The 20,547-nt window shown below is 67.3% G+C and carries 22 protein-coding genes; 5 read left to right on the forward strand and 17 right to left on the reverse strand.

Annotated elements, in window-relative coordinates; translation table 11 throughout:
- The first annotated feature begins 11 nt into the window (after positions 1-11).
- Positions 12-818, forward strand: a complete 807-nt coding sequence (locus tag ABKS89_RS12000) for a substrate-binding periplasmic protein (protein ID WP_138216653.1) — start codon at positions 12-14, stop codon at positions 816-818.
- Positions 819-830: 12 nt separating this feature from the next.
- On the opposite strand, the gene ABKS89_RS12005 is transcribed toward ABKS89_RS12000, so the two are convergent.
- Positions 831-1,298, reverse strand: coding sequence for a thermonuclease family protein (locus ABKS89_RS12005; RefSeq protein WP_138216652.1), 468 nt, complete (start codon positions 1,296-1,298; stop codon positions 831-833).
- Positions 1,299-1,365: 67 nt separating this feature from the next.
- Complete coding sequence (locus ABKS89_RS12010) at positions 1,366-2,358, reverse strand: aldo/keto reductase (RefSeq protein ID WP_348589389.1); 993 nt, start codon at positions 2,356-2,358, stop codon at positions 1,366-1,368.
- Positions 2,359-2,476: 118 nt separating this feature from the next.
- Between ABKS89_RS12010 and ABKS89_RS12015 the strand changes: the two genes are divergently transcribed.
- Complete coding sequence (locus ABKS89_RS12015) at positions 2,477-3,376, forward strand: LysR family transcriptional regulator (RefSeq protein WP_348589388.1); 900 nt, start codon at positions 2,477-2,479, stop codon at positions 3,374-3,376.
- 139 nt (positions 3,377-3,515) lie between these two features.
- Positions 3,516-4,337, forward strand: coding sequence for an alpha/beta fold hydrolase (locus ABKS89_RS12020; protein ID WP_348589387.1), 822 nt, complete (start codon positions 3,516-3,518; stop codon positions 4,335-4,337).
- A 45-nt stretch (positions 4,338-4,382) separates the two neighbouring features.
- Here ABKS89_RS12020 and ABKS89_RS12025 read toward each other — a convergent pair whose 3' ends face one another.
- From ABKS89_RS12025 to ABKS89_RS12090, 14 genes are all read right to left on the reverse strand, one after another.
- Positions 4,383-5,324: a hypothetical protein gene (locus tag ABKS89_RS12025; protein WP_348589386.1), complete on the reverse strand. Its 942-nt coding sequence runs from the start codon at positions 5,322-5,324 to the stop codon at positions 4,383-4,385.
- Between the two features lie 259 nt (positions 5,325-5,583).
- A complete protein-coding gene (locus tag ABKS89_RS12030; protein WP_348589385.1) occupies positions 5,584-5,934 on the reverse strand; it encodes a VOC family protein in 351 nt (116 codons plus the stop codon).
- Between the two features lie 38 nt (positions 5,935-5,972).
- Positions 5,973-6,482 (reverse strand): hypothetical protein, encoded by a 510-nt coding sequence (locus tag ABKS89_RS12035; protein ID WP_242015424.1) that lies wholly within the window; start codon positions 6,480-6,482, stop codon positions 5,973-5,975.
- Between the two features lie 135 nt (positions 6,483-6,617).
- Positions 6,618-7,292 carry a methionine ABC transporter permease gene (locus ABKS89_RS12040; RefSeq protein ID WP_348589384.1) on the reverse strand — a complete coding sequence of 225 codons (675 nt, stop codon included), beginning with the start codon at positions 7,290-7,292 and terminating at the stop codon, positions 6,618-6,620.
- Positions 7,255-8,316, reverse strand: a complete 1,062-nt coding sequence (locus ABKS89_RS12045) for a methionine ABC transporter ATP-binding protein (protein WP_348589383.1) — start codon at positions 8,314-8,316, stop codon at positions 7,255-7,257. The genes ABKS89_RS12040 and ABKS89_RS12045 overlap by 38 nt, the downstream gene beginning before the upstream one ends.
- 96 nt (positions 8,317-8,412) lie before the next feature.
- Positions 8,413-9,210: a MetQ/NlpA family ABC transporter substrate-binding protein gene (locus ABKS89_RS12050; protein ID WP_348589382.1), complete on the reverse strand. Its 798-nt coding sequence runs from the start codon at positions 9,208-9,210 to the stop codon at positions 8,413-8,415.
- 34 nt (positions 9,211-9,244) lie between these two features.
- On the reverse strand, positions 9,245-10,642 hold the full coding sequence (locus tag ABKS89_RS12055; RefSeq protein ID WP_348589381.1) for an LLM class flavin-dependent oxidoreductase: 1,398 nt from the start codon (positions 10,640-10,642) through the stop codon (positions 9,245-9,247).
- Positions 10,639-11,853: an SfnB family sulfur acquisition oxidoreductase gene (locus ABKS89_RS12060; RefSeq protein WP_348589380.1), complete on the reverse strand. Its 1,215-nt coding sequence runs from the start codon at positions 11,851-11,853 to the stop codon at positions 10,639-10,641. Before ABKS89_RS12060 ends, ABKS89_RS12055 begins: the two co-directional genes overlap by 4 nt.
- A gap of 9 nt (positions 11,854-11,862) precedes the next feature.
- Positions 11,863-13,098, reverse strand: a complete 1,236-nt coding sequence (locus ABKS89_RS12065; RefSeq protein WP_348589378.1) for an SfnB family sulfur acquisition oxidoreductase — start codon at positions 13,096-13,098, stop codon at positions 11,863-11,865.
- A gap of 179 nt (positions 13,099-13,277) precedes the next feature.
- On the reverse strand, positions 13,278-14,048 hold the full coding sequence (locus ABKS89_RS12070; protein WP_348589377.1) for a MetQ/NlpA family ABC transporter substrate-binding protein: 771 nt from the start codon (positions 14,046-14,048) through the stop codon (positions 13,278-13,280).
- A gap of 128 nt (positions 14,049-14,176) precedes the next feature.
- Positions 14,177-14,842 (reverse strand): methionine ABC transporter permease, encoded by a 666-nt coding sequence (locus tag ABKS89_RS12075; RefSeq protein ID WP_138216639.1) that lies wholly within the window; start codon positions 14,840-14,842, stop codon positions 14,177-14,179.
- Complete coding sequence (locus tag ABKS89_RS12080; RefSeq protein WP_348589376.1) at positions 14,842-16,215, reverse strand: LLM class flavin-dependent oxidoreductase; 1,374 nt, start codon at positions 16,213-16,215, stop codon at positions 14,842-14,844. Before ABKS89_RS12080 ends, ABKS89_RS12075 begins: the two co-directional genes overlap by 1 nt.
- Before the next feature lie 9 nt (positions 16,216-16,224).
- Complete coding sequence (locus tag ABKS89_RS12085) at positions 16,225-17,448, reverse strand: SfnB family sulfur acquisition oxidoreductase (RefSeq protein ID WP_138216637.1); 1,224 nt, start codon at positions 17,446-17,448, stop codon at positions 16,225-16,227.
- 255 nt (positions 17,449-17,703) lie between these two features.
- Positions 17,704-18,171: a YbaK/EbsC family protein gene (locus ABKS89_RS12090; RefSeq protein ID WP_045208063.1), complete on the reverse strand. Its 468-nt coding sequence runs from the start codon at positions 18,169-18,171 to the stop codon at positions 17,704-17,706.
- Between the two features lie 325 nt (positions 18,172-18,496).
- Here ABKS89_RS12090 and ABKS89_RS12095 point away from each other — a divergent pair, with 325 nt between their 5' ends.
- Both ABKS89_RS12095 and ABKS89_RS12100 read left to right on the forward strand, forming a co-directional pair.
- Positions 18,497-18,922 (forward strand): YciI family protein, encoded by a 426-nt coding sequence (locus ABKS89_RS12095; RefSeq protein WP_138216636.1) that lies wholly within the window; start codon positions 18,497-18,499, stop codon positions 18,920-18,922.
- A gap of 17 nt (positions 18,923-18,939) precedes the next feature.
- Entirely contained in the window at positions 18,940-19,356 is a 417-nt protein-coding gene (locus ABKS89_RS12100; protein WP_348589375.1) for a VOC family protein, read from the forward strand.
- 57 nt (positions 19,357-19,413) lie between these two features.
- Here ABKS89_RS12100 and ABKS89_RS12105 read toward each other — a convergent pair whose 3' ends face one another.
- Positions 19,414-20,460, reverse strand: coding sequence for a helix-turn-helix transcriptional regulator (locus ABKS89_RS12105; RefSeq protein ID WP_192295127.1), 1,047 nt, complete (start codon positions 20,458-20,460; stop codon positions 19,414-19,416).
- Positions 20,461-20,547: the final 87 nt, after the last annotated feature.

Here is a 20,547-nt window from a genome sequence, read left to right on the forward strand (position 1 = left end):
TGCTGTGAGTCGTGATCTTGCCGTCGCAAGCCCATCGTCTGCCGTCGTTCCTGCGTGCGCGCCTGAAGTGCCTCGTCCTGTTGGGCCTGACGCTGGCCAGCGTGCCGCTGGCCGCCTGCGAGAAGACCCTTCGCTGGGATGATGACCCGCCCTTCAGCATGCAATTGCCCGACGGTAGCGTCGGCGGCCTTTACGTCGAGCTGAACCGCACCGTGCTGGAGCGCCTGGGGTGCGAGGTGCGGATGGTCAAGCTACCCTGGGCGCGGGCGCTCAAGGAACTCGAACTCGGTCGCCTCGACGTGCTGCCCGGCGCTTTCCGCAAGCCCGAGCGCGAGGCCTACGCCTGGTTCTCCGGCACCGTGCTGCCGCCCTCGCGCAACATCCTCTTCGTCCGTCGCGGCCTGCCCCAGCTGGGCAGCCTGCAACAGCTGTCCGACCTGCCCGGCAGCGATTTCCGCCTCGGCGCGCAGATCGACGTGTCCTACGGCGAACCCTACCGCCAGCTGATGGCCGACCCGGACTACGCCGCGCGGGTGTTCTTCAATCCCAGCCGCAGCAACCTCTGGCACATGGTCGACAAGGGCCGTATCGACGGCATCATCGCCGACGAGCACAGCGGTCAGTACGAGCTGCAGCAACTGGGCCTGGCCAAGCGCATCGAGCCTACCGGCGTGGTGGTTTCAGCGGAGTCGGCGGAAGTCGCCTTCAGCAAGCGCACCCAGGACGAGGACTTCGTCCGTCGCTACGCGCAGACATTGAAGACGCTGGTGGAAGAGGGTGAAGACCGGCGCATCCTGCAGCACTACGTGAGCAACTGACGGATTACCGCTTCAGGGCTTGCGCCAGAGATTGGTGCGACGGGCCTTGGCCTCGTGTTCCTCGAACTGGTACTGGCCGACTTCCTCGGGCGTCTGCGCGTCGCTCTGCCGCCAGCGCGCGAGGCCGATGCTCAGCTGGGCCCGGCCGATATCCAGGGTGTGACCGCAATTCGGGCATTCCGCCGGAGTGACCCAGACAGCCGCGCGCAGGCTGCCGTCGGGTTGCGACTCGGCGTGCTTGAGCGTGGCGCTCTTGCCCAGGGCAAGCTGCACCAGGGCTGCGCGGGAACGCTGGCCGAAAGGTTGTTCCAGTTCCGGGGCGGTGACGCCGCGCAGGTGGATGGTGGTATCGCCGCCGTCCGCGCGCTGGCAGGTCAACTGGTCGCCGCTGAACACGGCCGTCACCTGGCATTCCTCATCCGCGTGGGCGGCGAGGGGAAGGAAGGAAAGTACGAGCAGTGCGGCAGGAACGAATCGCATGGAGCCTCCGGTGGACCCCGTCAGCATAACCGCTGCGAGCGTCCACCGGAGCCCCGATGCAGAGCTTTTACTGGATCAGCGCCATCACCTGTTCGCTGTAGCGCCCGCCAGCGGCCGCACCGGCCGGGAAGATCGCGTCCAGCTCCAGCAGTTCCGCCCGTGTCAGCGCCAGCTCTACGGCGGCGACGTTCTCTTCCAGGTACTTGCGCTGCTTGGTGCCGGGAATCGGCACCAGGTGCTCGCCCTGGGCCAGCACCCAGGCCAGCGCAAGTTGCGAAGGCTTCACCCCGCGGGCGGCGGCCAGTTCGGCGACCTTGTCCACCAGCAACAGGTTCTTCGCAAAGTTGTCGCCGGTGAAACGCGGGCTGGAACGCCGGTAGTCGTCCTCGGCGAAGTCATCCGGGCTCTTCAGCGCGCCGGTGAGGAAGCCGCGGCCCAGAGGGCTGTAGGGCACGAAACCGACACCCAGGCGCTCGCAGGCGGCCAGCACGCCGTTCTCTTCCGGATCGCGGGTCCACAACGAGTACTCGCTCTGCAGCGCAGTAATCGGGTGGACCTTGTGCGCGCGCTCCAGGGTTTCTGCCGAGGCTTCGCTCAGGCCGAGATAGCGCACCTTGCCGGCCTTCACCAGCTCCGCGAGGGCGCCGACGGTGTCCTCGATGGGCACCTTGGGGTCGACGCGGTGCTGGTAGTAGAGGTCGATGTGGTCGGTGCTCAGGCGCTTCAGGCTGCCTTCCACCGCCTGGCGGATGTATTCCGGGCTGCCATTGGCGCCGCGCACCTGGGGCTGGTCCGGAGTGCGCACGATGCCGAACTTGGTGGCGAGGAACACCTGCTCGCGCTTGCCCTTCAGGGCGCGGCCGAGCAGTTCCTCGTTGGTGTGCGGGCCGTAGATGTCGGCGGTGTCGAGCAGGGTAACGCCCAGCTCCAGTGCGCGGTGCAGGGTGGCGATGGATTCGGCCTCATCGCTACCGGTGGTGTAGAAATCGGACATGCCCATGCAGCCGAGGCCGATGGCGGAGACGATGGGGCCTTGCGAGCCCAGGCGGCGGGTCTTCATGCGGGGATTCTCCGGGGTGGGATAAAGGGGCAGGACCATTCTTGTTGTTTGCCAGGCATGGATAAACCGGCAGATTGCGGTTTAACTATTCGGCCTGGATGAATAATCGGAGTGCGCCATGGACCGCTTGCAGGCCATGCAGGTCTACACCCGTATCGTCGAACTCAAGGCCTTCGGCAAGGCGGCGGACAGCCTGCAGATGCCGCGCGCCAGCGTGACCCAGCTGATCCAGCAACTGGAGACGCACCTGGGCGTGCAACTGCTGCGCCGCACCACGCGGCAGGTCAGCGTCACCGCCGATGGCCAGGCTTATTACGAGCGCTGCGTGCGTCTGCTGGAGGACCTGGAGGAAGCGGAGAACTGCTTCTCCGACTCGCCCGACAATCCGCGCGGCAAGCTGCGTATCGACCTGCCGAGCTCGCTGGGGCGGCTGGTGGTGATCCCGGCGCTGCCGGAGTTCTGCCGGCGCTACCCGCAGATCGAACTCGAACTGAGCCTGAATGACCGCCAGGTGGACCTGGTGCGCGAAGGCGTGGACTGCGTGCTGCGCGCTGGCGAACTGCCGGACTCCAGCCTGGTCGGCCGGCGCATCGCCGAGCTGGAGCAGCTGACCTGCGTGAGCCGCACCTATGTGCAGGAATTCGGCCTGCCCGAACATCCGGAGCGGCTCGAAGGACATCTCGCGGTCAATTACCAGTCGGCCTCCAGCGGGCGCATCTTCGACCTGGAGTTCCGTTTCGACGGTCAGCTGCGCACCCAGCGGCTGCCCAGCCGGATCGCGGTGAACAACGCCGACGCCTACATTGCCGCCTGCCGCGCCGGCTTCGGCATGATCCAGGCGCCGCGCTATCACCTGCGCGAAGGCCTCGCCAGCGGCGAGCTGGTGGAGGTTCTGCGCGCCTGGCAGCCGCCGCCGCTGCCGGTCAGCGTGCTGCACCCGGTGCGCCGGCAGATGTCGCGGCGCCTGCGGGTGTTCTCCGACTGGCTCGGCGGATTGTTCGCGGCCGGCATCGGTTGAGTTGTCGCTCGTCGGAAAGCCATCGGGTGCAGCCGCCGGCGTCACCGTGCTGGCTATGCTCAAGGCCGCCGTAGAGCGGTCCGCAGTCGCTGGAGTTGCGGCGTTTCTTTTCAACCACTCCCTGAAGGAAACGACCTAAATGAGCTTCGTCAAAGCGAAAGATGGCACTGAGATCTTCTACAAGGATTGGGGCAGCGGGCAGCCGGTGGTGTTCTCCCACGGCTGGCCGCTGAATGCCGACGCCTGGGACGCGCAGATGCTGTTCCTGGTGCAGAAGGGCTATCGGGTCATCGCCCACGACCGGCGCGGCCATGGCCGCTCGGGCCAGCCGGCCAACGGCAACGACATGGACACCTATGCCGACGATCTGGCGGCGGTGATCGACGCGCTGGATCTCAAAGACGCCACGCTGGTGGGCCACTCAACCGGTGGGGGCGAGGTGACGCGCTACATTGGCCGGCATGGCACCAAACGTCTTTCCGGTGCGGTGCTGATCGGCGCGGTTCCGCCGTTGATGCTCAAGACGGCCGCCAATCCCGGCGGCTTGCCGATCGACGTGTTCGACGGCATCCGCAAGGGCGTGAAGGAAGACCGCTCGCAGTTCTTCAAGGACCTGGCCGTGCCGTTCTACGGCTACAACCGACCGGGCGCGAAGCAGTCCCAGGGGGTGATCGACAACTTCTGGCTGCAGGGCATGACCGGCGGGCACCTCGGTCAGTACCTGTGCATCCACGAGTTCTCCGAGGTGGACTACACCGAGGACCTGAAGAAGATCGACGTGCCAGCGCTGATCCTCCACGGCGACGATGACCAGATCGTGCCCATCGGCGCCGCCGGCCAGCGTTCGGTGGAGCTGGTGCAGAAGGGCGAGCTGAAAGTCTACAAGGGCGGCCCGCACGGCATGTGCACCACCCTGGCCGACCAGGTGAACGAGGACCTGCTGGGCTTCCTCAATCGCTGAGACGCCGCTGCCGGGGCCGCTGGGCCCCGGCGCTTCACGAGTGAATCAGTGGCCGTCCGAGCGCCCGCCCACGGTGCGGTTGATGGCGCTCAGCGCGGTGTTGAAGCGTACCGTTTCGTTGAAGCTGCGGACGATGGCGCCGAAGCGCTCCTTGGCATCCACCAGTTGCTTGAAGCGTTCGGTCAGCTCGTTGTCCTTCTGCTGCAGCAGCGTCTCGCGGCCGTCCAGCTCGGCATGGCGAATGCGCATCTGCGCCAGCTTGCGCTCCAGCTGATCCTGCTCCGTCTGCAGCACTTCGCAACGCTTGTTGGTGGCGCGGTCGCGGCTGTCGACGGTTTCCGCCAGCGCCTGCAGGGTGGCGCTGCGCTCGGCGAGGGTGGCGGCCTGCTGCTCGCCGAGGCGGGACAGCGCCGCCTTCTCCTGCTGTAACCGCTGCTCCCATTGGCGCAAGGCGTCCTCCCGTTCGTTGAGCAGGCGTTCGCGTTCATCGGCCTGCTCCTGGCGCGCGTCCAGCGTCTCGCGTTCCTTGATGGAGTCCAGGCGTTGCTGCGACAGCCCCTGGGCCATGCCGGCGAGGGAGTCGAGGGTGCTCTGCACGTCCTGCAGCACGTTCTCTGTGTCACTGGCGTCTTGCGAGACAACAGCTTGCAGCAACTGGTCGGCCTGACTGAGCGGGATGTCGGGCGAGATATCCGGCGTGCCGATGGCATTGGCGGTTGGCCGGCCCGCCTCGCGCTGCAGGGTCTCATCCAGTTCGTCGAGCTGGTCGAGAGTGTGCTGCGCGCTCTGCTGCTGTTTCAGGGCGTAGTCCGTGGCGCCGCTGGAATAGGCGGACGCCTGGCTCGCCGCGGCACCCAGCGCCTCCGGTAGCTGGCCGGACGGCAGGTCATAGAGCTGCGCAAGGTGGTCCTGCGGGTGGGCGAAGGGGCGCTGCGGCTTGGGCTGGCCGGCGCCGTCGGCCGGCTCCTTGGAATTGCGAATGCTCATGCGGGTCTCCCGAAGCTGTTCCTGGGTAATGCGGCAAGCACCTGGAGCGGGGCCGGTACCAGGTTCTGGCAAGGCGGGACTCTCGCCAGGGGCTGTCTCGGGCGTCGGGATGCATGGTGCGTTGCGGGCTTCTGCCTGGCGGGCGGGAACCGATTCCATCCGGCGCTGGGCGGCCTCGCTTGGCGGCGCCCAGATGCAGTTTAGGTCGCCCCGGACGATTGAGCGGAGGGCTGCAGAGACGGTGACGAACGGTCAGGGCCTAGCAGTGCTCCAGCACATTCAGCAGCTTCCCCAACGGGTCACGCAGGAAGAAGCGCCGCACGCCCCAGGGCTCGACGGTCAGCGCGTAGGTGATCTCGTGGCCGGCCGCGAGGGCGCGCTCGTGCACCTCGTCGAGATTGTCCACCTCGATGGACAGGTCCGGCACCGGCGCACCGGAGCCGCCTTCGCTGGCCAGGCTCATCTGCGCCAGCGCGCTGTCGCCGCTGGCGAGGGTGATCAGCCAGCCGTGGTCCATCACCACGTCGAGGTCGAACAGCTCGCGGTAGAAACAAGCGACCTCGGCAGGCTTGCCGGTGGCGAGGTTGGTGACGATGCGGCGGACGGTCATGGCGGCGCTCCGTGAAGGGACGCCGCCAGCATAGACGTTCAGTGTGCCGGGCGTGCCGGTGGCATGCGGCGGCGGTGGATGCGGTAGAACTGGTAGAGCACGCCGACGACCAGCACCAGCAGCGCGACCAGCACCGCCGTCTGCACCGGCGGTGAATCCGGGCCCTGGCCGATGGGATTGGACGGCGGCAGGCGCGACAGGGATTCGTTGAGCGTGGGGATCATCATCAGGAAGAAGCTGAAGCTCATCGCGCCGGTTTCCACATATTCGCGCAGCCCGCCGAGCGCGGTGATCCGCTGCGCGTAGCTGCCCACCGCGATGGCAATCAGGCAGAGGATGCCGATGGCGTGGCCGGCGTTGAAGCCGCCGGTGCTGGACAGGCCGAAGGCCGTCAGCACACCGAGGATCATCCCGTAGACGTACCAGCGCCCGACCGGGCTGCGCGGGTCGATGCGCCCGGCCTGGTAGAACGCCCACAGCCCGGCGATCAGCGGCACCAGGCTGATGGCGGTATGCACGATGCCCAGGGTGGAAAGGGGATTGGCCATGACGAACGCCTCCGCAGTGAGCACAGGGACGCCACGCATCCACGAGCTGTGCCGGGGCACGGAGGGGCGAGTGTGTTGTCAGGTTAGACGCAACCCGCGTGGGAGCAGGGCTGCGCCGAGTTCAGCCGACGAACGTCACAGGCGCTTGTTGAGCCAGCGTGCCAGGCGGTCGCCGCCGAACTGGATCAGGGTCACCAGCGCCACCAGCAGGATGATCACGGTGAGCATCACCTGGGTGTCGAAGCGCTGGTAGCCATAGCGGTAGGCGAGGTCGCCGAGGCCGCCGGCACCGATGGCGCCGGCCATGGCCGAGGAGTTGATCATGGTCACCAGGGTGATGGTGAAGCCGGCGACGATGCCCGGCCGCGCCTCGGGCAGCAGTACGTTCCAGATGATGTGGCGGGGCTGGCAGCCCATGGCCTGGGCCGCTTCGATCAGGCCGTGGTCGACCTCGCGCAGGCTGACCTCGGCGATGCGCGCGAAGAACGGCGTGGCGGCGATGGTCAGCGGCACCACCGCCGCCCACACGCCGTAGCTGGTGCCGACGATCAGCCGGGTGAAGGGGATCAGCGCCACCATCAGGATCAGGAACGGGATCGAGCGCAGCACGTTGACCACGCTGCCCAGGCCCTGGTTGACCAGGCGTGCCTGGAAGATCCCGCCGGGGCAGGTGGTGACCAGCACCAGGGCCAGCGGGATGCCCACCAGCAGGACGATGGCCGAGGACGCGCCAATCATCAGCAGGGTGTCGAGCAGGCCTTGCAGCAGGCGATCAGGCATGGGTGAGCACCTCCAGCCTATCGGCGACATCGCGGGCACGTTCGAGCAGTTGCGGGGCACTGGCGGCGGGGGCGGCGACGCTCAGCAGCAGGCGGCCGAGGGCGCGGCCCTGGATGCGCTCGATGCCGCCGTGCAGCAGGCTGATGCGGCTGCCCAGGGCCTGGGCAATGGCCAGCAGGTCCGGCTCCTGTTCGCGCACGCCGGTGTAGTGCAGGTCGAGGATGACTTCGTTGTCCGAGGGATGCTCCAGCCGTGCCAGCAGGTCCGGCGGCAGGTGCTGTTGCAGCGAGCCGAGCAGGGTACGGCTGACCTCGTGCTGCGGGTTGCCGAAGACTTCCCAGACGTCACCCTGCTCGACGATGCGCCCGCGTTCGAGCACCACCACGCGGTCGCAGATTTCGCGGATCACCGCCATCTCGTGGGTGATCAGCACGATGGTCAGGCCCAGGCGGCGGTTGATGTCGCGCAGCAGCGCGAGGATGGCCTGGGTGCTCTCCGGGTCGAGCGCCGAGGTGGCCTCGTCGCAGAGCAGTATTTCCGGCTGGTGCACCAGTGCGCGGGCGATGCCGACGCGCTGCTTCTGCCCGCCGGAGAGCTGCGCCGGGTAGGCGTGGCGCTTGTCTTCCAGCCCCACGAGTTGCAGCAGTTCGTCCACCCGCTCGGCGATGCGCGCCTTGGGCACGCCGGCCACGCGCAGGGGCAGGGCGATGTTCTGCGCGACGGTCTTGGCCGACATCAGGTTGAAGTGCTGGAAGATCATGCCGACGCGGCGGCGCAGGCCGACCAGTTGCTGGGAGTCGAAAGCGCCGATGTCCTCGCCGTCGATCAGCACCTGGCCGACGCTGGCTTGCTCCAGGCGGTTGAGGGTGCGGATCAGCGAGCTCTTGCCGGCGCCGCTGCGGCCGATGATGCCGAACACTTCGCCACGGCGGACGGAGAGTTCGATGTCGCTCAGTGCCTCCACCGGGCCGTGGTGGCCGGCGTAGGTCTTGCCCAGCCCACGCAGGGCAATGTGCTGGGTGGCGAGTTCGAGATTGCGGTTGAAGCTGACCATGGTGGGGGCCTGTTCTTTGAGTCTGGTTGCACCACCTGTAGGAGCGCCCCATGGGCGCGATCGCGGGCATGGCCCGCTCCTACAAGGGGTTTGTGGTTAATTCCAGCCCGGCTGGTAGAGCGAGCCGTGGGCCTTGTCCAGTGCGGCGCGGACCTGCGGCGAGTGCTGGTAGAGATCGACGAACTTCTTCAGCTTGCCGTCCGGGTCCTGGTAGTCATCGCGGGTCACGAACTGGATGACGTACTCGCGGTTCTCGATGCCATCGAACAGCAGCGCGCTGTTCGGATCGATGGTCCCGGCCAGGCGGATGTAGTGCGGGTAGCCCTGGGCGAGGTCGACGTCGTCCAGGGCGCGCACCAGTTGCACGGCTTCCAGTTCGATGATCTGGATGTGCTTCGGGTTGGCCACGATGTCGTCCAGCGTTGCCTTGTAGCCGACGCCGTCCTTGAGCTTGAGCAACCCGGCCTTCTGCAGCAGCTGCAGGCCGCGGCCGCCATTGATCGGGTCGTTGGCGATGGCGACCTTGGCGCCGTCGGGCAGGTCGGCGATGGCCTTGTATCGGGTCGAGTACAGGCCGACGTTGTTGATGATTCCCGGCGCGAACGCCTTCAGATGCAGGCCTCCCTCGCGGTTGGCGTTTTCCAGGAAGGGCGTGTGCTGGAAGTAGTTGGCGTCGATGTCGCCGTGGTCGAGGGTGATGTTCGGTGCGTTCCAGTCGGTGAACTCCACCAGCTCGACCTTCAGGCCCTGCTCGGCGGCTTCTTTCACCGCTACTTCCAGCGGCGGGGCGAAGGCGGCGGTGGTGCCCAGGCGCAGGGTATCGGCGGCCTGGGCGAAACTGGCGGCGAGGAGGCTGAGGGAGAGCCCGAGTGTCAGTTTGAAGCGTGCATGCATGGCAACGAATCCTTTGTGATTTTTAAACCGATCGTCAAAGCGAGAAGGCTGGAGTCGCTCCAGTGGCGGTTGCCTGGCGGAAGCTCGAGCCGACGTGCCGCGCGGGCAGTCGGGCGCGGCCGGCGCCGAAGAGTTTTTCCCGCAGGGTGCCTTCCGCGTAGGCGGTCTTGTAGGCGCCGCGGTTCTGCAGTTCGGGCACCACAAGGTCGATGAAGTCGGCGTAGCTTTCCGGCTCCACGCTGCGGGTGAGGTTGAAGCCGTCGAGGCCGGCCTCGTTGATCCAGCTCAGCAGCTCATCGGCCACCTGCAGCGGGTCACCCACCAGCGTGGTGTAGCGGCCGCCCAGAGCGAGCTGTTCCAGTAGCTGGCGCACGGTGGCGTCGGTGCGGGCGACGGTCAGCGCCCTGGTGGCGGACTCGATGGCGTTGGTCTTCTCGTAGCGGATCGGCTCGTCCAGCGCGTAGCGCGAGAAGTCGATGCCGGTGGTGCTGGCGAAGTGCGCAAGACCCGCCTCTGCGCTGGCGAAGCGGCGGTACTCGGCGAGCTTGTCACGGGCCTCGGCCTCGGTCGGCGCGACGATGACGTTGATGCCCATGAACACCTTGATGTCGTCCGCCCGGCGGCCGGCCTCGACCGCCGCCTGACGGATGCGGTCCACCAGCACGCGGGTGGCCTCGCGAGTCTGCGCCGAGACGAAGACGCACTCGGCGTGGCGCGCGGCGAAGGCCAGCCCGCGATTCGACGCACCGGCCTGGAACAGCAGCGGCGTGCGCTGCGGCGACGGCTGGCTGAGGTGGTAACCCTCGACGTCGAAGAACTCCCCGTGGTGGCGGACCTTGTGCACCTTGCCCGGCTGCGCGTAGATGCGGCGCTGGCGGTCGGCAATCACCGCGTCGTCTTCCCAGCTGCCTTCCCAGAGCTTGTAGAGCACCTCCAGGTATTCGTCGGCGCGGTCGTAGCGGCGGTCGTGGTCGATCTGCCGTTCCTGGCCCATGGCGCGAGCGGTGCTTTCCAGGTAGCCGGTGACGATGTTCCAGCCGACCCGGCCGTCGCTCAGGTGATCCAGCGTGGAGAGCCGCCGGGCAAACGGGTAGGGCGCCTCGTAAGTGAGGTTGGCGGTGACGCCGAAGCCCAGATGCTCGGTCGCGCCGGCCATGGCCGAGACCAGCATCAGCGGGTCGTTCACCGGCAGCTGGATGGCCTCTTTCGCGGTGAGCTCGATGCCGTTCCGGTAGACGTCGTAGACGCCGAGGATGTCGGCCAGGAACAGGCCGTCGAACAGGCCCTTCTCCAGCAGGCGGGCGAGGTCGGTCCAGTGGCGGAGCTTGTTGAAGTCGCTGGAACGGTCGCGGGGGTGGGTCCACAGGCCGTGGTTGATGTGGCCGACGCAATTCATGCTGAAGGCGTTGAGGAGGATCTGCTTCTGGCTCATAGGGTCCCCCGGCGCGGCGGCAGCTGGTCGTTGAGGTAGTAGTTGCCCACCGCGAAGTACTTCCAGCGCGCCGGGTCGTGCAGGGTGTGCACGCGGGCGTTGCGCCAGTGGCGGTCCAGGCCCAGCTCGGCGAGGCTGGCGCGGCTGCCGCCCAGTTCGATCAGCTTGGAGCCGGCCAGCAGCGAGACCTCGGTGGTGATCGCCCGCGCCTCGGCCACGGCGATGGAGGCGGCGGCGACGCTCTCGGCGCTTGGCTCGGCAGTGGCGGCATCGAGCACGCGGCCCGAGCGATCCAGCAGCGCTTCGGCGGCGTGCAGGCGGATCGCCAGGCGGCCGACTTCATTGATCGCCAGTGGGTCGTCGCTGGCCTTGTCCACGCCCGCGTCGATCCACGGCCGCGCCTTTTCGCGCAGGAACACCAGCGCGTCTTCGTAGGCGCCACGGGCGATGCCGACATCGATGGCGGCATGCAGAATCTGCGCGAACGGGCCGACCGTGGTCGGACGCTCGAAGGCGCTCTGGAACGGCACGATGTCGTCCTCGTCCACCGGCGCGCCAGCGAACACCACGCTGCCGCTGCCGGTGGTGCGCTGGCCGAAGCCGGACCAGTCGTCGATCACCTCCACGCCCTGGCTGTCGCGCGCGATGAAGGCGAACTGCTGGACGCCGTCGTCATCGATCACCAGGGTCGGAATGCGCTGCGCGTAGAGCGCACCGGTGCAGTAGAACTTGCGGCCATGGATGCGCAGCTGGCCACCTTCGCGCTTGAGGCGGGTGGTGCGGTCGTGGGCGGTGCGCGTGCCGATTTCCGCCAGCGCGTTGCCGAAGCGCACGCCGGCCAGCACTTCGGCGAACAGGCGGGCTTTCTGCTCTTCGCTGCCGTTCACCCGCAGCAGTTCGACGGCGTAGAAATGGTTCTGCGGAATCTGCCCCAGCGAGCCGTCGGCGGCGGAGATGATGGCGATCACGCGGGCCACCGTGACGCGGGAAACCCCGGCGCCGCCATGCTCGCGTGGCACGGTGATGCCCCACAGGCCGGAGCGGCTGAATCGCTCCAGTTCGTCGATCGGCAGGCGCCGCTCGCGGTCACGGACGATGGCGCCCTCGCGAAAGTCGGCGGCCAGGGTGCGGGCGACGTCCAGAGCTTCGTCGTCGCTGCGGATGATGTGGATGGGTGCGATCTGTGCGGGAGATTGTACGAGGCTGTTCATCGGCGCTCCTCAGATCCAGGAATGACGCGCGGGGCGGGCGCCGTTGAGGTGGTAGGCGCCGACCGCCTGGACCTTCCAGCGCACCGGGTCGTGCAGGGTGTGCACGCGGGCGTTGCGCCAGTGGCGGTCGAGGTTGAATTCGGCAAGGGTGGCGCGGCTGCCGGCCAGCTCGAAGAGCTTCTCGCTGGCGGCCAGACTGATCTCGGTGGTCAGCACCTTGGCCTCGGCCACGGCGATGGAAGCGCGGGCGGCGGACTCGTCGTCGACGGGCCGCGCGCTGACTTCGTCGAGCACATGGCCGGCACGCTCCAGCAGCGCTTCGGCGGCGTGCAATTCGACCTGCAGGCGGCCGATCTCGGCGATGGTGAAGGGCTCTTCGCTGGCCTGCTCGACATTGGCGTCGATGAAGGGGCGGGTGCGCGTGCGGATGAACTCGATGGCGTCTTCCAGGGCGTTCGCCGCGATGCCGGCATCGATGGCGGCCTGGATCAGTTGCGACACGGCGCCCTGGATGTTCGGCACGTCGGCGAGGCGGCCGTTGTGGATCACCAGCGAACCGGCAACGGGGGCATTGTCCAGCAGCACGGTGCCGCTGGCGGTGGTGCGCTGGCCGAAGCCGGACCAGTCGTCGACGATGCGCAGGCCTTCCACGCCGCGCTCGACGAAGCCCATCACCGCGCGGCCTTGCTCGTCGATGGCCTTCACCGCGACCCAGTGGGCGAACAGTGCGCCGGTGGAATAGAACTTCTCGCCGCTGACGCGCAACTGCTCGCCGTCGCGCAGCAGCCGCGCCTTGAGTTCGAGGGTGTTGCGGGTGTTGCGTTCGGGGCCGGCATTGCCGATGCGCCGACCGTTGAGTACGCCGCCGAACAGCACGCGCTTCTGCGCGTCGCTGGCGACGTTGTCGATCACATTGAGCAGGCCGAACTGGTTCTGCGGAATCTGCCCCAGCGCCGGGTCGGCGGCGCAGATCACGCGGAAGACTTCGGCCAGGGTGGCGTAGGAGACCTGCGCGCCGCCGTACTCGCGGGGAATGCTGATGCCGCCCAGGCCCAGGGCGGTGAAGTGCTCCAGCTCGCGCCAGGGCAGCGAGCGTTCGCGGTCGCGGGCGGCAGCGCCGGGTTTCGCCAGGCGGGCCACTTCGTGGGCGGCGTCGATGGCCTGGGCGTCGTTGTCGATGCGGCGCGCCGGGAGTTGCCGGGGCGCCTGGTCACGAAGGTCCTTGGGTGCGGATTCGTTGGTCATGCGATTTCCTGTGGTTGTGGAGCTGGGATTCCCTCTCCCTAACCCGCTCCCTGAAGGGAGAGGGGACTATCCGTGCGCGTTGAAACAGATGTGTCAGCCGGCGGGCTTTTGGCTCCCTCTCCCGCTTGCGGGAGAGGGCGGGGGGGAGAGGGTGATTCGCCCCCGCGCCCGAACCCCCATCAGAAGGCGGGAGCAATCTCGCCCTTGTAGCGGGTCAGGATGAACTGGCGGACTTCCGGCGAATTCAGCACCTTGGCCAGCTTCTGGATGCCCGGGTCCTGGATGTTGTCCGGGCGGGCGACGAGGAACTCGGCGTAGAGGTCCTTGCCTTTCTCGACGATCAGCGCGCTCTTGGTGTCGATGCCCGCCTCCAGCGCGTAGTTGGCGAAGATGAACGCCAGGTCCACCTGCTTCACCGCGCGGGCCAGCAGGGCGCCTTCCAGTTCACGGATCTTCAGGTGCTTGGGGTTGTCGGTGATGTCGCGCTCGGTGGACTGCGGGTTGGTCGGGTCCTTGAGCTTGATCAGGCCGCTCTCGGCCAGCAGCACCAGCGCGCGGCCGGTGTTCACCGGGTCGTTGGGGATGGCCACGCTGGCGCCGTCGGGCAGCTCGGCGAGGGACTTGTACCTGGTCGAGTAGGCGCCGAAGGGCTCGATATGGATGCCCACCACCGGCACCAGGTCGGTGTGGCGGGTCTTGTTGAAGTCATCGAGGAACGGGCGGTACTGGTAGTAGTTGGCGTCGAGGTTCTTCTGCGCGAGCTGCAGGTTGGGCTGGATGAAGTCGGTGAAGACCTTGATGTCCAGGTCGACGCCTTCCTTGGCCAGCTCCGGTTTGACGAACTCGAGGATCTCGGCGTGGGGCACCGGGGTGGCGCCGACCACTAGCTTCTCCCCTGCGTGGGCGGAGAAGGCGACGACGGCCGCCAGAATGGCGATGGCCTTTTTCATGGGTGTTGCTCCTTGGCAATAGTGGGAGGGCCGTCGTGGTGTGGACGTGGGGCCTTGATGGCAGCGGGGCCCGGCTGCCGGCGGGTAGATCGCAAGTGCCGCTCCCTGTGGGGGAGTGGGCGGGGAATTCAGCGCCGGGTGTAGCGCACGACGAGACGGTCGCCGCTCATCTGCAGGGCCTGCACCAGCAGGATCAGCAGGGCGACGGTGATGATCATCACGTCGGTCTGGAAACGCTGGTAACCGAAGCGGATGGCCAGGTCGCCGAGGCCGCCGCCGCCGATCACGCCGGACATCGCGGTGTAGTCCACCAGCACGATGGCGGTGACGGTCACGGCGGCGATCAGCCCGGTGCGCGCCTCCGGCAGCAGGGTGTGCCAGATGATCTGCCAGGTGCTGGCGCCCATCGCCTGGGTGGCTTCCACCAGGCCGCGGTCGACTTCGCGCAGGGCGGTTTCCACCAGCCGCGCGAAGAACGGCGTGCAGCCCACCACCAGCGGCGGGATGGCCCCGGCGACGCCCAGCGAGGTGCCGGTGATCAGCGTAGTGACCGGGATCAGCACGATCAGCAGGATGATGAATGGCAGCGAGCGCAGCATGTTCACCACCACCGAGAGCGCGCGGTACAGGCCGGGCTTCGCATGCAGCTGGCGCTTGCCGGTGAGGTACAGCAGCACGCCCAGCGGCAGGCCCAGCAGGACGGTGAAGGCCAGCGCGCCGCCGAGCATGGCGAGAGTATCCAGGCAGGCCTGGGCGAGATCGTGCCAGTCGAGGTTGCGGAACCAGCCGTCCATCACTGCTCACCTCGTCGGAGCTTTGCTGCGCGGTGCGGCGCGCGCAGGCGGTCGCCCTGGCCGAACAGCTTGTGGCGCAGGGTGCCTTGCTCGTACTCGCGCTTGAACAGCCCGCGCGCCTGCAACTCGGGCACCAGCAGGTCGACGATGTCGACGAAGGTTTCCGGTGCCACCAGGCTGGAGAGGTTGAAACCGTCGACGTCGGTTTCCTCGACCCAGGCCTGCAACTGGTCCGCCACGGTCTGTGGCGAACCCACCAGCAGCGGGCCGTCGCCACCCAGGGCGCAGTAGTCGGCGATCTCGGCGGCGGTCCACTGGCGCTCCGGGTCGGCGGCGCTGAAGGCGTCTACCGCAGACTGGATCGCGTCGCTCTGTACGTGGCGCAACACCTGATCAGGCGCGTACTGGCCGAAGTCGATGCCGGTCCAGCCGGAGACCAGCGCCAGGGCGCCTTCGCGGTCGCTGTAGCGGCGGTAGTCTTCCAGCTTGGCCAACGCTTGCGCGTCGGTCTCCGCGACGATCACGGTGAGTTGGTTCAGCACCAGCACGTCGCTCGGCTCGCGGCCGGCTTCCACGGCGAGGCGGCGCAGGTCAGCGACCTGGTCGCGGAGGATGCGTTTGGTCGGCGCGGCGACGAACACGCACTCGGCATTGCCGGCCGCGAAGGCCTTGCCGCGACTCGACGCGCCGGCCTGGTAGAGCACCGGGGTGCGCTGCGGCGACGGCTGGCTCAGGTGTAAGCCAGGTACTTCGAAGTGCTCGCCCTTGTGCTCGATGGGGTGCACCTTGCGCGGGTCGGCGTAGACGCCGCTTGCGCGGTCGGCCACCACTGCGTCGTCGTCCCAGCTGGCTTCCCATAGCTTGTAGCAGACTTCCAGATACTCCTCGGCCAGGGCATAGCGCTGCTGGTGGTTGAGCTGTTGCTTCAGTCCCAGGTTGCGCGCGCTGCTGTTGAGGTAGGAAGTGACGATGTTCCAGCCGGCGCGGCCACGGGTCAGGTGGTCCAGCGTGGAGATACGCCGGGCGAAGGGGAACGGGTGCTCGAAGGACACCGAGGCGGTGATGCCGAAACCCAGGTGCTCGGTGGCCGCGGCCATGGCCGGGACGATCTGCAACGGATCGTTGGCCGGCACCTGCGCGCCGGCGCTGAGGGCCGCGTCGGCGTTGCCGTGGTAGACGTCATAGACGCCCAGCACATCGGCGAGGAACAGGCCGTCGATCTTGCCGCGTTCGAGGGTTTTCGCCAGTTCGATCCAGTAGTGGATGTCGGTGTAGCGCGCGGCCTGCTGGTCGCGCGGGTGGCGCCAGAGGCCGGGCGAAAGGTGGCCGACGCAGTTCATGGCGAAGGCGTTGAGACGGATCTGCTTGCTCATCGCGCGTCCTCAGTTCCAGTCGTGGCGCGGCGGGCGCTTGTCGTTGAGCAGCCAGTTGCCGACCAGGTGGTACTTCCAGCGCACCGGATCGTGCAGGGTGTGCACGCGGGCGTTGCGCCAGTGGCGGTCGAAGCCGTGGCGGGCGAGGGTGGAGCGGGTGCCGCCGAGTTCGAACAGCTTGTTCGAGGCCTCGATGGCGACCTCGGTGGTCAGCACCTTGGCCTTGGCCACGGCGACCGAGGCCAAGGCCACGCTGTCTTCGTCCGGCGCCGGGCGGGCGGCGTCCATTACCTTGCCGGCGCGCTCCAGCAGGGCGTCGGCGGCTTCGATGCGGATGCCCAGTTCACCGATCTGGATGATGGTCAGCGGGTCTTCGCTGGCCTTTTCCACGCCGGCGTCGATCCACGGGCGCGCCTGCTCGCGGACGAAGGCGAGGGTGTCGCGCAGCGCGGCGCGGGCGATGCCGGCGTCGATGGCGGCGGTGGTGATCTGCGCGAAGGGGCCGGCCAGGGTCGGCACGTCATAGGAGCGGTGCGTGGGGAAGACGTTGAACGCCGGCACGCGCAGGCCTTCCACCAGCACGCTGCCGCTGGACGTGGTGCGCTGGCCGATGCTGGCCCAGTCGTCGACGATCACCAGCCCCGGCGTACCGCGCGGGACGAAGGCGAGCTGGGCGTTGTTCTGCTCGTCCAGGCCGAGCACGCCGATCCAGTGGGCGTAGAGCGAGCCGGTGCAGTAGCCCTTGCGACCATCGATGACCACGCTGTCACCTTCATGGCGCAGGCGGGTCTGGATGTCCTGGACGTTCTTGCCGCCGGTTTCCGACAGCGCGTTGGCGAAGCGGTTGCCCTTGAGCGCGAGGTCGAAGAAGAAACGCTTCTGCTCGTCGCTACCTTGCAGGCGGATGTCTTCCAGCAGGCAGTAGTGGTTCTGCGGAATCTGGCCTAGCGAGGGATCGGCGGCGGAGACGATGGCGATGACTTCGGCGAGGGTCGCGTAGGACACCTCGGCGCCACCGAACTCGCGGGGCACGGTGATGCCCCACAGGCCGCTGTTGGAGTAGACCTCGATAACCTCGGGCGGGACTTCGCGGTTACGGTCGCGCTCGGCAGCGCCTTCAAGCAGGAACGCGGCGACCTTGTGGGCGACTTCGATGGCTTGCGCATCGGAGCCGATCCGCTGCGCGTTAGGCTCGCGGATGTCGTAATGGGCGGATTCGGGGAGTTGGGGCATGGCAGTACAGCGACCTCGGCAGATGAGTCGACCCGGCGTTCGGGTCTGTCTGATTGAGTCATTGCACAAGCTGTGCCGGAAATTAAATGTCTTTTAAATCAATGGTTTGTAAGTTAATGCCAACAGTTGCGGCGCTGGGTGAACAGCAAAGTGTTGGGCGTGTGTTGCTGGAGCAACAGTTCAGGAACAGGGGGCAGGAGCGGGCCATGCCCGCGATCCGCCGTCAGGGCCGGCGAATACATTGGGGCGCGACGATCAGGCCAATTCCTGACAAACATCGATCCAATCCGCCGCCACCAACTGCGCCATGCGCTGCGGTTCGATCCTCACGGCGCTGTGCACCGCGCCGGCCGCCGGCAGCACTTCGTCGAACGCCTGCAGCGACACATCGCAATACACCGGCAACGGCGTCGCCAGGCCGAACGGGCAGACGCCGCCCACCGGATGCCCGGTCAGCGCCACCACATCCTCGGCGCCGAGCATCTTGGCCTTGCCGCCGAAGGCTTCCTTGAGCTTGCGATTGTCCAACCGTGCATCGCCGCGGGCCACCACCAGCACGGTGCGCTCGCCGACGCGCAGGGACAGTGTCTTGGCAATGCGTCCCGGCTCCACGCCATGGGCCTCGGCGGCCAGGGCGACAGTGGCGGTGCTGGTTTCCAGCTCGATGATGGCGATGTCGGGGGCCTTTTCGGCGAAGAAGGCGCGAACCGATTCCAGGCTCATGGGGCGATGCTCCGTGTCGTGCGAAAAGGACTGAATCTAGGGAGCGCGGCCGAGGCTGTCCAGTCAGCCATTCGTCTGTCGGTGCCGGCAGGGCGCCAGGTCCGCGCGAAGCTTGAACTCGCTCCCGGCCTTGATGGACGGCCGTGAATCCACGGCCCGCTCGCAGCGCCATGGCGATCGCCGGCCTATGCTCAGAGCCCCCGTCGCCCCGCTCGAAAAAATATTCGCGTGGCCTGTCGATCTGCCGTCACGCCCTTCGACTACTTGTCAGGAACCGGATGCAACCGGCCGCCACGCTGAAAATGACAACAAGAGGAGAAAGACCATGCGTTTCATGGTGATCGTCAAAGCCACCGCCGACTCCGAAGCCGGTGTGATGCCCAAGGAAGAGCTGCTCGCCGCCATGGGGGCCTACAACGAGGAACTGGTGAAGGCCGGTGTCATGCTGGCCGGCGAAGGCCTGCATCCCAGCGTGAAGGGCGCGCGGGTGCGTTTCGATGGCGCGTCGCGGCAGGTGATCGACGGTCCGTTCGCCGAGACCAAGGAGCTGATCGCCGGCTTCTGGATCATGCAGACCGCGTCGCTGCAGGAGTGCATCGATTGGGTCAAGCGCTCGCCCAATCCCTTCGACGGCGAGTCCGAGATCGAGATCCGGCAGATTTTCGAGGCCGAGGACTTCGGCGCCGAATTCACCCCTGAACTGCGCGAGCAGGAAGAACGCCTGCGCGCCGAAATCGCCAGTAAATCCTGAGCCTGGAGAACACCGCCATGTTGATGAATGCCTACCTGGTCTTCGACGGCAACTGTGAAGAAGCCTTCCGTTACTACGCCGAAGTGTTGCGCGCCGAATTGCCGGCACTGATGCGCTTCTCCGACGCGCCGGGCTGCGAGGACATGCCCGAGGCACTGAAGAACCGTGTGATTCACGTTCGCCTGGAGGTGGACGGCCACGTACTGATGGGCTCGGACGCCTCACCGCAATGCGGCCAGTACGAGGGCGTGAAGGGGGTATCGATCACCCTCAACGTCGACACCAAGGCCGAGGCGCGGCGCCTCTTCGACGCCCTCGGCAAGGCCGGCAAGGTGACCATGCCGCTGGAACAGACCTTCTGGGCGGAGCTGTTCGGCGCCGTGGAAGACCGCTTCGGGGTGCCGTGGATGATCAATTGCGAGAAGGAAGCCTGACGCAGGCAGTTCCCTGTAGGAGCGCCCCATGGGCGCGATCGCGGGCATGGCCCGCTCCTACAGGGAGTCTTTCCCGGCGTCGGCGCGGAACCGCTCCGGTGTCGTCCCGGTGAACCGCTGGAATGCCCGGTGGAAACTGGTGACGTGCTCATAACCGAGCAGGAAGGCGATCTCCTGCAGCGCCATCCGGCTGGCCAGCAGATAACGCTGGGCCAGCGCCATCCGCACCTCCAGCACGATTCCCTTGAAGGTCAGCCCGTGCTCGCGCAGCCGGCGCTGCAATGTATGCGGCGGCAGACGCAGCCAGGCGGCGGTCTGCTCCAGGTCCGGCAGCGGGATACGCGCGTTTTGCAGCAGGTAGTAGCGCACATCGTCCGGCAGCGCGGAGCCGCGCTCGAAGCTGGCCAGAGTCGCCGCACCCTGCGCCTGGCACAGCCTGCTCACCGACGGGTTGGCGGTGGAGAAGGGCTGGTCATGGAAGGCCTTCGGCATCCACAGTTCGGCCTGCCCGGCATTGAACTGGCAGGGGCCGGGGAAGAGTTCGCCGTACAGGGCCGCGTGGGCCGGCGGCGGGTAGGGCAGGTGCAGTTGCATGCCGGCGCAGGCCTCCAGGTCCGGCAGGCGCTGGCACAGCCAGCGCCAGGTGCTGCTCAGCCACTCCTCGCAGAGGGCGATGCGCTCCACCTCGCTGAAGGGCGGTAGCTGCAGCGTCAGGCGGATGTGCTCGCCGACTTCCTCGCGGTGGGTGTGGATCGGGTGTGGCATCAGGCTCGACGGCTGGCCGAGGGAAATGTCCCAGGAGCGCCGCAGGTTGGCCGCGCTGATCAGCGCGTAGCCGATCACCCCCAGGTCATAGAGGTTGTAGCGCTGGCCCAGGCGCAGGAAGAAGTCACTCGGGCCAAGCAGCCCGGCGGCCTGCTGCAGCAGCCGGTAATAGCGGGCGAAGTTCATCTCGGCAGCCGCCGCTTCGCTGTTGCTGGGCAGGCCGAGGCCACCCAGCAGGGGGGCCAGCGCCGGCAGGGAGGGGCGTGCGCGCCACTCGTCGAGGAAGTGGCGGAACAGCTGCCGGGCGGCGTAATCGATGTCGAAGGACGCAGTGGGCATCAGGCAGGCTCAAGCTGTCGTCTTGTGCTAGTTAGTTGTTATCTTATGCTAGTCGGTGGTCGAAAGCCGAGCCCTATACTGCCTCCA

The sequence above is a fragment of the Pseudomonas sp. LABIM340 genome (genome assembly GCF_040017195.2).
Taxonomy (GTDB): Bacteria; Pseudomonadota; Gammaproteobacteria; order Pseudomonadales; family Pseudomonadaceae; genus Pseudomonas.